This is a genomic window from Actinacidiphila sp. bgisy160 (genome assembly GCF_965342435.1).
GTDB lineage: Bacteria > Actinomycetota > Actinomycetes > Streptomycetales > Streptomycetaceae > Actinacidiphila.
This window is the reverse complement of record NZ_CBDRCM010000038.1, coordinates 1-13379: the sequence shown is the minus strand read 5'-3', so window position 1 is coordinate 13379 and position 13379 is coordinate 1. Positions and strand designations below refer to the sequence as shown.

The 13379-nt window shown below is 70.8% G+C and carries 7 protein-coding genes and 1 pseudogene; 4 read left to right on the top strand and 4 right to left on the bottom strand.

Translation table 11 applies throughout. The annotated features are described in order from the left end of the window. Positions 1-17: 17 nt before the first annotated feature. Positions 18-578, bottom strand: coding sequence for an NADPH-dependent FMN reductase (locus tag ACRWNP_RS25745; RefSeq protein ID WP_431965279.1), 561 nt, complete (start codon positions 576-578; stop codon positions 18-20). Positions 579-695: 117 nt separating this feature from the next. Here ACRWNP_RS25745 and ACRWNP_RS25740 point away from each other — a divergent pair, with 117 nt between their 5' ends. After that, the gene (locus tag ACRWNP_RS25740) at positions 696-1202 is read left to right on the top strand and encodes a MarR family winged helix-turn-helix transcriptional regulator (RefSeq protein WP_431965277.1); all 507 of its coding nucleotides are present in this window, start codon (positions 696-698) and stop codon (positions 1200-1202) included. A 579-nt stretch (positions 1203-1781) separates the two neighbouring features. Here the strand turns inward: ACRWNP_RS25740 and ACRWNP_RS25735 are convergent. Continuing rightward, complete coding sequence (locus ACRWNP_RS25735; RefSeq protein WP_431965275.1) at positions 1782-4604, bottom strand: helix-turn-helix transcriptional regulator; 2823 nt, start codon at positions 4602-4604, stop codon at positions 1782-1784. Positions 4605-4948: 344 nt separating this feature from the next. After that, positions 4949-5788 (bottom strand): response regulator transcription factor, encoded by an 840-nt coding sequence (locus ACRWNP_RS25730; RefSeq protein WP_431965273.1) that lies wholly within the window; start codon positions 5786-5788, stop codon positions 4949-4951. Positions 5789-5883: 95 nt separating this feature from the next. On the opposite strand from ACRWNP_RS25730, the pseudogene ACRWNP_RS25725 reads away from it, so the two are divergent. Both ACRWNP_RS25725 and ACRWNP_RS25720 read left to right on the top strand, forming a co-directional pair. After that, positions 5884-7227: pseudogene (locus ACRWNP_RS25725) on the top strand (AMP-binding protein); the annotation flags it as partial. 79 nt (positions 7228-7306) lie between these two features. After that, complete coding sequence (locus ACRWNP_RS25720) at positions 7307-8848, top strand: AMP-binding protein (RefSeq protein ID WP_431965271.1); 1542 nt, start codon at positions 7307-7309, stop codon at positions 8846-8848. Between the two features lie 167 nt (positions 8849-9015). Here the strand turns inward: ACRWNP_RS25720 and ACRWNP_RS25715 are convergent, their stop codons facing one another. Continuing rightward, positions 9016-12348, bottom strand: coding sequence for a DNRLRE domain-containing protein (locus ACRWNP_RS25715; protein ID WP_431965269.1), 3333 nt, complete (start codon positions 12346-12348; stop codon positions 9016-9018). 501 nt (positions 12349-12849) lie between these two features. Here ACRWNP_RS25715 and ACRWNP_RS25710 point away from each other — a divergent pair. Then, a partial coding sequence (locus ACRWNP_RS25710; RefSeq protein ID WP_431965267.1) for a hypothetical protein occupies positions 12850-13379 on the top strand: 530 nt, incomplete at its 3' end.

Below are 13379 nucleotides of genomic sequence, written 5' to 3'. Positions count from 1 at the left end.
CCGGGACGGTGCCCAGGTCAGCCGCGAAGCGGCGCGAGGGCGCGGCTCCACTCGATGACCTCGTCGATCAGGGTCGACAGGCTCGCGGCCTGGTGCTCGCCGGGGGCGAACTCGCTGAAGTTGACGAAGTCGGTGAAGAGGGAGAGCGCGACCTGGGAGCGCACGTCGGCCATCTTCAGCTCGCCGGCGATCAGCCGCAGGTGCTCGGCGGCGCGGGCGCCGCCCACGGAGCCGTAGGACACGACGCCGAGCGCCTTGTGGTTCCACTCGGCGTGCAGGTAGTCGATGGCGTTCTTCAGCACGCCGGAGGTGGAGTGGTTGTACTCCGGGGTGACGAAGATGAAGCCGTCGAAGCCGGCGATCTTGGCGGCCCACTCCTTGGTGTGGGCGTTCTGGTACTGGCCCATGGCCGGCGGGATCGGCTCGTCGAGGTGGGGGAGCGGGTAGTCGGCGAGGTCCACCAGCTCGAAGGTGGCGTCGCCACCGTGCTTGCTGGCCTGCTCGAGGACCCAGTGGGCGACCTTCTCGCCGTTCCGGCCGGGGCGGGTGCTGCCGAGGATGATGCCGATCCTGGTCATGAGGCGTGATTCCGATCTGTGTGGTGCGAGATATGAATTGAAGCTTCAACTTGAAGCTTCAAGTTGCACTGTAACAGATCAGCTTGAAGCTTCAAGCGGTCCGATAGCCTGGGGACCATGACGAAGAACACAGCGGCACCGGCCACCCCCGCCGCGGCCGAGCCGCGCTGGCTGCGGGGCGGCGAGCTGACCGCGTGGATGTCCATGGCCCGGGTCATGGCCCGGCTCCTGCCGGCACTGGAGCGCGAGCTGGAGCGAGACGCCGACCTGAACTGGATGGAGTACCACGTCCTCGCGATGCTCTCCGAGCAGGAGCGGCACACCGTGAGGATGAGCGTGCTCGCGGACCGCGCGAACTCGTCCCTGTCGCGGCTGTCGCACGTGGTGCGGCGCCTGGAGCACCAGGGCTTCGTCCGCCGTGAGCCGGACCCCGAGGACGGCCGCTACACCCTGGCGATCCTGACCCCCGAGGGGTACGAGAAGCTCGCGGCCTCGGCGCCCGCGCACGTCGAGGCTGTGCGCCGGATGGTCCTGGACCCGCTGGACCCGGGCGAGCTGGAGACGCTCGCGCCCGTCTTCGACCGCATCTACGCCGCCGTCGACGCCGCGGAGCGCGGCCGCTGACGTGGAAAGGGGTCGCTGCGGGCGGCTCGTGGCAGCCCGCAGCGACCCCTGGCGCGGCCTGACTCATGGTCAGGAGTTCATCCGGTGCGGACGTGCGGGCGCCGCGCCGGCTCGGGTCGGGCGGGGGTGGCGGCCGCGGTCGCCGCTGTTGCCGCGACCGCGGCGGCGGCCTTCCTCGCACGGGTGAGCCGCGAGATGGCACTCCTCGGGATGCCGGTGGGGGGAACGCGCGGGTCGCCGGTGGGGCGGCGCTGCATCCCACGCGTACGGCACGGCCTGAAAGCCGACTTCATCGCCGACGACCGTGAACGAGGGGCGGGTAGGCGCACGTGCACTCAGGGGACGGGTCAACTGCTTGCTCGGTGCGGGACCCAGGCTAGGGTCTCGGCCCTGTCGTCCCAATGAGGGAAGCCCCTAACCCCGGTTGCGTAGGGAAACCCCTCGGTCACACCATGTGTCCGGCAGCGGGTATCCGGGTCGGGGCGGCGCGGCTCCGCCGCCGGGGGCTGCGGGGACCGGCGGCGGGCGGCCGGTCGCGCGATGTCCGGCCGGGAGCGGATGCCCCGGCCGGGGCCCGGGTCAGCCGGCCCGGCGGCCGGCGGCCAGTCGCACGATGTCCACCCGGGAGCGGATGCCGAGCTTGCGGTAGACCCGGGTCAGGGTCGCCTCGACCGTCTTCACGCTGATGAACAGGGTCGCCGCGATCTCCCGGTTGGTGGCGCCCTCCAGGACGAGCGCGGCCACCTGGCGTTCCATGGAGGCCAGCCCGTCCAGCTCCGGCGGCGCTGCCGCCACGGGGGCCGCCGGGGCCGGGCCCACCTGCTCCAGCCACGGCAGGGCCTTGGACCGCCGGAACAGCCGGGCGGCCTCGTCCAGTGCCACGCGGGCCGCCGCGCGGTTGCGCCGGTCCGCCTCGACCCGGGCCAGCGCGAAGACGGCGCGTGCCTCCTCCAGCCCGTAGCCGAGCGCCGCCAGCCGCTGCCGGGCCCCGGTCAGCACCGCCACCGCCCCGTCGGTGTCGCCGCGGGCGGCGAGCAGCATGCCCTCGGCGCGCTCCAGGACGGCCAAGATGCTCTGCCGGCCGAGCCGCAGTGCGTGCCTGCGCGTCTGGTCGATGACCTCCCGCGCCTCACCGAGCGCGCCGGTCAGCACCAGGCCCTCGGCGAGGTCGCCCTGCCAGCGGCCGCGCGCGGGCTCCGTCACGCCCATCTCGCGCTCCAGCGCGCGTACCCGGCGCAGCGCGTCCACCGCGCCCTGCGGATCGGCGCCGACCAGCCGCGCGTGCCCGAGCGCGTACAACGCCCGTGTCATGTAAGGCATGTCGCTGTCCGCCTCGGCCCGCCGCACCGCGTCCCCGGCCAGTGACAGGGCGCGTTCCACCGTGCCGCCCGCCGCCTCGGCCAGGGCCGCGATCTGCAGCGCGAAGCCCTCGCCGATGCCGATGTCCTCGGCCAGCCGCAGGCTTTCGCGGGCCAGGTCGAGCGCCGTCCCGCAGCGGCCGGAGCGCAGCTCGATCTCGGCGAGGCTGCGCACGGAGTAGACCTCGCTCTCCACCGCGCCACGCTGCCGTGCCTCGCCGGCCAGCCAGGTCAACACCGCTCGCGCCTCGTCGAGCTGATCGCTCATCAGAAGGTAGCGGGAGCGGATGTAGACCGGGCCGTTGTGGTTCGTGGCCACGTCCGGGTCCTGCGGCTCGGCGGAGGCCAGGGCGAGGGTGGCGGCGGCGTCGGGGTGCCCCATCGTCGTCTCGTTGAGCGCCTTGAAGGACAGCGCCAGCAACTCGGTGCGCCGGTCGCCTGCCCGCGCGGCGAGCTCCGCCGAGCGGGCGGCTTCGGCGCGCGCCTCGTGCATCCGGCCGTCCACCAGGAACCGCCAGGCGAGTTGGTAGCGCACCAGACCCTGCAGCCGCGGGTCGTCGCCCGCGTCCGCCAGGGCCTGCGGGAAGACGTCGTCGACCTCGGACAGGGCCTGCCCGACCGAGTCGATCACCACGCTCCAGGCCCGCACCCGGTCCGCCGGGATCGTGGCCTGTGCCAGCACCTCGCGGGCCGTGGCCCGGGCGAGCTCGGGCTCCGCGGCGGTCAGCGCGTCCTCGGCGGCCCGCAGCCGCCGCTCGTCCGCGGTGGGTTCCGTGCCCTGCGGGGTGTGCCGGGCGGCGAGCAGGCCGAGTTGGGCGGCCACCGAGGGGGCGCCGCGGGCCCGGGCCTCGTCCGCTGCCTCGGCCAGGCTCGCCGCGACCCGCTCGTCCTTGCCGCTCGTGGCCAGCGCCAGGTGCCGGGCGCGCTCGATCGGGTCGCATGCCGCCTCGGCCAGCGCGGCGTGGGCGCTGCGCCGGTCCTCCGGGGTCGCCTCCGCGTACAGCGCCGCGGATATCAGCGGATGCGCGAAACGCACCAGCCCGGTGCCGTCGTGATGGTCCATCTCCACCAGGCCGAGCGAGGCGGCCACGCCCGTCTCGCTCTCGGCGTTGGCGCGGCCGGCGCCGCGCAGCGTCGCGAGGGTCGGACGGGCCCCCGCGCTGGCGATGAGCAGCGTGCGGCGGGTCTCCGCGGAGAGCATCTCCAGCCGGTTGAGCACCAGGGTGCGCAGCGAGGTCGGCACCGGCAGCGGCTCCCCGGGGCGCGGCGGGGTGCGGCTCTCCGCGAGGGCGCGGCCGAGCTCCAGGGCGAAGAGCGGATTGCCGCCGCTGGTGCGGTGGATGTCCCGGACGACCGCGCGCGGCAGGCCCGTGTGCCCGCGGTCGTGGAGGAGTTCGGAGACGTCCGGCCGGGACAGCGGCGTGACCCGCAGCGTGAGCACGTCCTGCGGGAAGGCGCGCAGATAGCGGTCGTGCTGGTCCTGGGGATCGGAGTCGGTGCGTACGGCGCCCAGTACCCGCACCGGCAGACCGGCGATGCGGCGGGCCGCGAAGGCCAGCAGTTCGGCGCTGGCCGGGTCCACCCACTGCAGGTCGTCGACGACGATCAGCACCGGGCCGTCGGCGGCCAGCGCCCGCAGCACCGACAGCACGGCCAGGCGCAGCGCGAGCCCGTCCCGTTGCAGCGAGGACTCCCCGCGGCCGGTGAGCGCGGACTCCAGCGCGGCCCGCTGCGGCGCGGGCAGGCTGCCGGACACCTGGCCGGCGACCAGGCCGAGCAGATCGACCAGGGCGAGGAACGGGAGGTGGGATTCGGATTCGGTCGCGGAACAGCGCAGCACCGTCGGCTCGCCGCCGTATTCCTCGGTGAGTGTCCGCAATACGGTGGACTTCCCGATTCCGGCCGGTCCGTACAGCAGCAGGCTGCCCCCCTGGGCCAGCTGCCCGCGGGCGCGCGCGAGCACCTCACCTCGCCCAATCACCTGGTCGGGTCGGGGTCTGGCCGGCACGTCGAAGCCCTGCTCCACGGTCGCCGCTCCCCTCATGTCGTGTCCGGGACAATGCTATGCAAAGAGCCGTGAAACCCGCCGCCGTTGGCGTGGCCCTTCGACTTCCGTCCGGTGTAAGGAATTGCACCGCCGCCGCCGAATTGATGTCGTGCGATGGGCGGCAAAGTCGGGAAATGCGCGGGGGCAGCGGCCTGCTGAACACCGGACCATTCGTCAGGCCCGCCCCCGTCCCGCGCGTGCCGGTGGACACACCCCGAATGATCGGTCCGATCCCGTCGGCGGTCAAACCCCAAAATCGCCCCGGGCGAACCGAACATGGCGGCTTGTCAGGACTTCCGGTCCTGCCCCGCTCGCGGTGCTTTGCGCGCGAACGCGGTACCTCAGGGAAGCAGACCGGCACGGCGAGCGGCGACGACCGCCTCGAGGCGGGTGCGGGCACCGAGCTTGCGCATGGCCGAGCGCAGATAGCTCTTGACCGTCTCCGGGCGCAGCCCCAGCCGGTCGCCGGCGACGGCGTTGGTGGCCCCCGTGGCCACGCACGCCAGGACGTCCAGCTCACGGGAGGACAACGCGACCGGCCGCCCGGTGGGGGAGCCGTGCCCGGCGCCGCTCGCCGCCGCCAGCCGGCCGCACGCGGCGAGCAGTTCCTGCCGCAGCAGCGGATCGGCGACCCGCCCGGCCAGCGCCCGCAGTTCCCCGTGGGCCTCGCGGACCTCCTCCCAGGCCGCCGGGTCCCCGGCGGTCGGCTGCCGGCACGTGGACAGCAGGCGGTCGGCCTCGTCCCGGACCACCAGCCGCTGCTCCAGCTCGCGCGCCGCCTCCACAGCGGCGCTCACCGGACGGTCGCCCAGCGCCAGCGGATGGCGCAGCGCGCCATAGAGCACCCCGCGCACCCGGCGCCGCACGACCACCGGCACCGCCAGGACCGAGCGCAGGCCCTCGGCGGCCACCGCCGCGTCGTACTCGTGGCTGATCACCCGCGACGTGCTGTAGTCGGTGACGGCCAGCGGCCGGGACAGCGCGATCGTCTTGCCGCCCAGGCCGTTGCCCGTGGTGACGGCGAGTCCCTGCAGGGAGACCGTGGCCGTGCCGGACAACTCGGTGATGCGCAGTCGGCGCGGTTCCGGGAGCAGCCCCCCGAAGGCCACCGGCAGACCGGTGGTGCGCCGCATCCTCAGCAGGGCCGCCCGCAGCTCCGCCGCCTCGCCCGATCCCGTCACGCCCTCGCCGCTCCTTCACCCCCGTTCGGGGGTAGTGAGAGCCTCGTCACTGACAACAGGATGCTACTGAAGCGGGCCGGCAACGAGGAGGACACATGACGGCAACCAGCCGGACGGAAGAGTTCCGGGCGGCCCGGGACTTCCTGCTGCGCCACCGCGAGGACTACAAGGCGGCGTACGAGGGCTTCCGCTGGCCTCGGCCCGAGCACTTCAACTGGGCGCTGGACTGGTTCGACGTCATCGCCCGTGACAACGACCGCCCCGCCCTCCACATCGTCGAGGAGGACGGCACCGGGTCCGTCGTCTCCTTCGCCGCGATGTCCGAGCGCTCCGCCCGGGTCGCGAACCGGCTCCGCGGCCTCGGGGTGGGCGCCGGCGACCGGATCGTGGTGATGCTCGGCAACCAGACCGAGCTCTGGGAGACCGCCCTGGCCGCCATGAAGCTGCGCGCCGTGGTCATCCCGGCCACCCCGCTGCTCGGCCCCGCCGACCTCACCGACCGCGTGGAGCGCGGCCGGGCCCGCCATGTGATCGTCCGGGCGGCGGACACGGCGAAGTTCGAGCAGGTGCCGGGGGAGTACACCAGGATCGCCGTCGGTGGCGCGCCCGCGGGCTGGCACGTCTACGAGGACGCCTACGACGCCCCCACGGACTTCACGCCCGACGGGGACACCCGCGGTGACGACCCGCTGATGCTGTACTTCACCTCCGGCACCACCGCCAAGCCCAAGCTCGTCGAGCACACCCATCTGTCCTACCCCGTGGGCCACCTGGCGACGATGTACTGGATCGGCCTTGGTCCCGGCGACGTCCACCTCAACATCTCATCGCCCGGCTGGGCCAAGCACGCCTGGTCCAACCTCTTCGCGCCGTGGAACGCCGAGGCGACGGTCTTCATCCACAACTACACCCGCTTCGACGCGGGCCGCCTGATGGCCGAGATGGACCGGGCCGGCGTCACGAGCTTCTGCGCGCCGCCCACCGTCTGGCGGATGCTGATCCAGGCCGACCTCGGCGTGCTGCGCACCCCGCCGCGCGAGGTCGTCGCCGCCGGGGAGCCGCTCAACCCGGAGGTCATCGAGCACGTGCGGCGCGCCTGGGGCCTGACCATCCGGGACGGCTTCGGCCAGACCGAGACGGCCGTCCAGGTCTCCAACTCGCCCGGACAGCCGCTCAAGCCGGGCTCCATGGGCCGCCCCAGCCCCGGGTACGCGGTCGAACTCGTCGACCCGGTCACCGGCAAGCCCGGCGGCGAGGGAGAGATCTGCCTCGACCTGTCCACCCGTCCGGTGGGCCTGATGACCGGTTACGAGGGCGACCCGGAGCGCACCGCCGAGGCGATGGCCGGCGGCCGGTACCGCACCGGTGACATCGGCTCCCGCGACGCCGAGGGCTACATCACCTACATCGGGCGAGCCGACGACGTCTTGAAGACGTCAAGATCAGGGGGCATTGCTTTTCGATCGCGGATCGCGGCGTGACGGCCACGGGCGCCACAGACGGGAGCAGGGGAAACCGATGCGGGTTCCGATGACGATCGCCGACTTCCTGGACCGGGCCGAGCTGGGTTTCGCGGCCAGTCCTGGTGTGATCGACGAGCCGAACCAGCCGGCGGCGCCGGTGCCGTCCTCGACGTACGGGCGGTTGGGTGAGCGCGTCCGAGCGTGGCAGGCGGGGCTGGACGCGCTGGGGGTGGGGGAGGGCGCGCGGGTGGCGGTGGTCAGTCACAACTCGGCCCGTCTGCTGGAGCTGTTGTTCGCGGTGCCGATGAGCGGGCGGATCTGTGTGCCGGTGAACTTCCGTCTGAAGGCGGAGGAGATCGAGTACGTGGTGCGGCAGAGCGGCGCCTCGGTGCTACTGGTCGACCCCGAGGTCCAGGACACGGTGGCGGACATCAAGGTGGAGCACCGGTTCGTGCTGGGGGAGCAGACCGAGGTCGACCTGATGCGGTTCGGTGTCGAGCCGCGTCCGTGGTCCCATCCGGACGAGGATGCCACCGCGACGATCAATTACACCTCGGGGACGACTGCCCGGCCGAAGGGGGTGCAGCTCACGCACCGCAATGTCTGGGTGAACGGGTTGACCTTCGGTCTGCACACCCGGGCGTGGGAGCGGGACGTGTACCTGCACACGCTGCCGATGTTCCACTGCAACGGCTGGGGCATGCCGTTCGTGATGGCCGGTCTCGGCGTGAAGCAGGTGGTGCTGCGGAAGGTGGACGGGGCGGAGATCCTGCGGCGGGTGGATGAGCACGGGGTGACGCTGATGTGCGGTGCTCCGGCGGTGTGGAACGCGGTGCTGGACGCGGCGGCGGGCTGGGAGAGGGAGGTCCCTGGGCGGGATCGGGTGCGGATCGTGTGTGCGGGGGCGCCGCCGCCCAGCCGGATGATCCAGCGGGTGGAGGAGGAGCTGGGTTGGGAGTTCACCCAGATCTACGGGTTGACGGAGACCTCGCCGGTTCTGACGTTCAACCGGACGCGGCCGGAGGACGACGGACTGCCGGCGCGGGAGCGGGCGCGGAAACTGTCCCGGGCGGGGTTGCCGGCGCTGGGGGTGAAACTTCACATCGCGGATTCAGGTGAGGTGCTGGCGCGGTCGAATGTGGTCCTGGACGGCTACTGGGAGAAGCCGGAGGCGACGGAGGCGGTGCTGGAGGGCGGCTGGTTCCACACTGGGGACGGCGGGTCGATCGACGAGGCGGACGGGCATCTGACGATCTCCGACCGGAAGAAGGACGTGATCATCACCGGGGGTGAGAACGTCTCGTCGATCGAGGTGGAGGACACGATCTTCAGTCATCCGGCGGTGGCGGAGGCGGCGGTCATCGGGGTGCCGGATGCGAAGTGGGGAGAGACGATCAAGGCATTGGTGGTGCTGGCCGAGGGCGCCGAAGTATCCGAGGCGGAGATCATCGCGTATTGCAAGCAGCGCATGGCAGGGTACAAGGCTCCCACTTCGGTCGAATTCCGGGACGCGATCCCGCGGACGGCGACGGGGAAGATCCAGAAGTTCAAGTTGCGGGAGCCGTACTGGGCGGGCCACGACCGGGGCGTCCACTGACCCTCCCTTGCGCGCCGAGGCCGACCGGGGACAGCCCCCGGCGTACAGCTTGACTCGTCTGCCATCGTGGCCCCGACCAGGGCGTTTGTCCTGGTCGGGGCCACACGGCGTTCGGTCGGGTTCCCGCCCCTACCTGCGGTTCTCCGGCATTCCCCGCGCGATTGTGGTCAGCCGAAGGCCTTTTTGTCGGCCCAGCCGCCGTCGATGACGATCTTGGTGGCGGAGGAGCTGGCCCAGGTGGCGGTGGGGATGTAGACGCGTACTCTGCCGTCGGAGAGGAGGGCCCAGATGTCCGGGATGCGGTCGCCGTTGACGTCGGGGGTGCCTAGGACAAGGGGAAGGCCGGTCAGCGTCCAACCTGTGCCGTACTCGGTGTCGACTCCGGTGAGGGATCCGGCTGCGGTGGCGAGGGAGGTGAGGCTGGTGCCGCCATTTCCGCTGGAACTGCCGAGGCGGAGGAGGAGTCGGTCGGTGTTGAAGGTGCGGTAGGTCAGGTCGGCCCATCCGTCGCCGTTGACGTCTCCGACGTTGACCAGGTCACGGGTGTCCCAGCCGCTGGTGAGGAGTGGGGTGGCGGTGGTGAAAGCCGCGCCGGTGTAGCCGGTGAAGGCCCACAGCGTGCTGCCGGCGGTGGCGAACAGGTCGGGGCGTTTGTCGCCGGTGATGTCGCCGGTGGCGAGGATCTGGGTGAGTGTGGCTGGGTCGGGCGCGTTGCTGGGGAGGAGTAGCTGGGTGCGTTGGCTGATGTCGACGCTGCCGTAGCCGTCGCCCCGGTATGCGTAGAGGTTTCCGTCGGGCATACGGGCGATGAGGTCTTGAATGCCGTCGCCCGGCAGAAAGTCGCCGTTGTGCGTTATGAGTGCGGGGGTGCCTGCAGTGTTGGTCCAGTAGCCGTCGGCGAGTGGCTTGCCGTTGTTGTGTGCGCCTGGCAGGGAGCGGTGGATGTCGCCGGTTTGGTCTGCGGGGTAGAGCCGCAGGTTCCCCTTTTCGTCGATGACGTAGAGGTCGGCGCTCTTGTCACCGGTGACATCGCCTGGGGAGTCGGCGGTGTTCTTGGGGGTGACGTAGAAGACGTAGGCGGTCCGTTCGGAGGTGTTGCCTGAGGCATCGACGGCAACGGCGTACAGGACGTTGGGGCCGGCGACTTTTGGCCGGATGGCGACGGTGACGCTGCCTCCGGGGGAGACCGACTTGACCATGTCGTAGGCGCCGCTGTTGATCGAGTACTTGTACGTCACCGTGTCAGTTGAGCCGCTGGGGCTGAAGGTGACGTATCCGTCGGTGCCGAAGGGCTTGGCGCTCCAACTGGTGCCGGTGCTGTTCTCTTCGGGGAAGTCGGTGGAGGTGATGTCTGGCGAGTTTGGTTTGGAGGCGTCGAAGACGAAGCCGCAGTTGTTGTTGTGGGGGGCGTAGGTGGAGGCGGTGCCTGTGGAATCTATGGCTCGTACCCGCCACCAGTATTTGGAGCCGTTGACGAAGTTGGATGAGGCCACGGTGACGCTGGCGTGGCCGTTGGCGTCGACGGTCCGGTTGCCGTCGATGATCTTGTTGGCGCTGTCTCCGCTCGGCCAGAGCTCGAAGTCGAGGTACTTCAGGTCGCCGTCGGTGTCGCTCGAGGTGGCGGCGAAGGTGAGGTCGGACTTGCCGACTGATGAGGCGGCTTCGACGTCGCAGTCGGGCCCCGGGGTCATGGTGAGTTTGGTGGGCTCGTTGGGCTTGTGGTTGTAGGTGATCTTCAGGTAGGGCGAGTTGCTGCTGCTGGCCTCGAACTTCTTCCACGCGTAGGCAGAGTCTTCGGTGGCGGCTTGCAACCCGAGGGTGATCTTGGTCCAGCCGTTGTCCGCGGCGTCCTGGGCCAGTGAGGTGGCGGTGAACTTCACCCAGTTGTCCGGGCAGCTGCTGCTGTACCCATGCGCGACGCTCTGAGCGTCGACCTGCTCGATCCACGAGGGCTGGTTGTTCCAGGTGGTGGAGGAGCTGATGCCGCCGGTACGCCACAGTTGGACGCTGCGGGCGGAGCAGGACCAGGAGTAGGTCTCCAGGGCGTAGAAGGAGGCCGACGAGACGGCTGCGCCCTTGAGCTTGCTGTCCAGGGAGAGCTGGAAGAAGGAGCGGGACAGGCCGCCGGTGGTGGACTCGTAGCCGACGCGGGCGGTGTCGGTGCCGTCGTTGAAGTTGGTGCCGTTCCAGAAGCTCGAGGTCGGATAGGTCCGGTAGGCGGTAGTCCAGTTGTTGGTGTGCCCGGTCATGGACGGGTCGATGAAGACCGGGTAGACGGTGGAATCGCCTGTCAGCAGCTTCGGGTTGGGCTTGATGTGCAGGGAGCGGTCGGTGAGGGTGATCTGTGCCAGGGCGTCGTGGCTGCCCGGCTGAGGGCCGGCCAGTCCGGCCAGGGAAAGGACTGACTCCGCTCCGGCGCCGGTGGTGAAGGCCGCAGGCCGCGCTCCGCTGGTGGTGGTGCGCTGCTGGTAGGCGGCCGGGCTGGCGCTGGGGTCGTCGGTGGTGGCGGCGGTGTCGTCGCTGTCGTCGGGGGTGTGGGTGGCGTTGGGGTCGGAGGTGTCGGCCGGGTCTTCTGGCGGGTCGACGTCCGGGCCGGCCGAGGGAAGCGGGTCCTCGGTGGGCCGTTGCGGCTGGGGGTCGTCGCCTTCGGTGGTGGCGGGCTTTCCGGCGGAGTCCCACATGTAGGGGGTGGGGGAGACGGCTATCTCTCGGCCGGTGGTGTCCTTGGCGTGGACGACGTGGGTGACCGGGTCGAGGGTGAAGGCCAGGTCGGGCGAGGTCAGGCCGTAGGAGACTTCGGCGAGGGCCGGATCGTCGGCGGCCTGCGGGGTTTTGACGATCAGCAGGTTGGAGAACCCGGCGTCGCGCGCCGTCAGCAGCAGGTCGACCCCGGGCAGGACCTCCTGGTACAGGGCCCGTGGCCCGTCGATGACCGGGGCGGGCAGTAGGCCGGGCCAGGTCATGGTGAGCTGGTGCCCGTCGGTGGTGAAGGTCACCAGATCCGTGGATGAGGCCGCGTCCTGAGGGGCGGTGACAGTGGCTGGCCGGATCTGACCGCGATGGGACCGGTCGGCGCGGCTCGCCGCGCGGCTGCCGCCGGAGAAGACCACGGGGCTGTTCACGGCCTTGGGGGCCCAGCCGCCACCCTTGACACGGCGCAGATCGGTGTCGATCGGCCGCCAGGTCCCGTCGACCTTGGCCCGGAACGGCAGGGCACGGGTTTCCAGTTCGAAGCTGCCGTCCGGGCGGGCCCAGGTGGTGCTGTTTGCGTCGCGCAGCGCGGTGACCTCCACCCGCTTGCCCGCAGCGCGGGCCTTGGAAACGGCGGCAGCCTCGTCCAGCAGCCTTGGCGCGGCCACCTGCTCTTTTCCGCGCGCGGGGGAGGGGGCGTGGTGGAGGGCGGGCAACTGGGTCAGGCCGAGAGCGGCGGCCACCGCGGTTGCCAGCACCGCACCGACCCGCCCCTGACTACGAGGCGTGCGCAGCCATGGTCTGTCCACGAAACGTCTTCCCTCCCCGAAACCCGGCTTCGCCGGGTACTGCTTTTGCGCACCTCTTCGGGCGCAATACGTGCCCGCCCGCGCCCCGCCGCCTGAATTTCAGGTTGGGGCACAGAGGTGCCAGCAGATCATGCACGACCGGGCGAGTAAATGCCAGTGTTCTCGCGTATTCCGTCAAGCGATCCGAACGCGTGGGAACCGTTTGCGTGATGTGCAGGACCTGTGATTCCCGGCAATTCACCGTAACCATCGTGTGCGGATGGTGTCTCGTCGCCGTACGGGTCGGGACGTGCAGCTGGGTGTTTTGGAATAATCTTGCCGCTTATTTTCGCATGTGAGCACCTTGTAAAGGAAAGTGTTTACGCTGTCGAAATGCCGCAATCCTGAATCTTCTCCGGGTCGACATGTCTTGGTCGCGAATTCCCTGTGTGACGGGCATCACATTGGCTGTTTCGTGTTTGACGGCGGATGAAATGAGGGCAGAGGATTCGGCGGATTCTTGTGTTGTCTTCGGGGTGGGGCGCGCGCTTTTTGGGCGCGGGTTTCCTGCCGGCCGCCATGGGGGGCTGTTCGGTGTTTGGTTCGCTGTCGTGGTCCGGCCGAGGTGCGCTGCCCCGTACCTCCAAAGCTCGCTCGCGTACGCGCCGGGTCCGGCTGGGCATGGGGGCGGCGATTATGGCCGCCTTGGTGGTGGGGCTGCTGCCGGCGCAGGCGATGGCGGCGCCGCCACCGGGCGGGGACCGGTCGGGCGTGGACCTCATCGACATTCCTCCCGAGGAGAAGGCCACCGACGCCGACACCGGGGTCCTGGACGACCTGACCGGCGAAGCGACCGTGCCACCGGTGGAATACGAGCCGGTCAACACCACCGCGCCGGCGGGTGGCCAGGGCGAGGTGACGCTGACCGATCCGGTCGCGGGTGGTCTGGTGCAGGCCGGTTCCCTGCCGGTGTTGCTGGGTGCTCCCGAGGACGCGGACACCCCAGAGGAACTGGATCCGCTCAAGGGCACCTGGCAGGTGGAGGTTGCAAC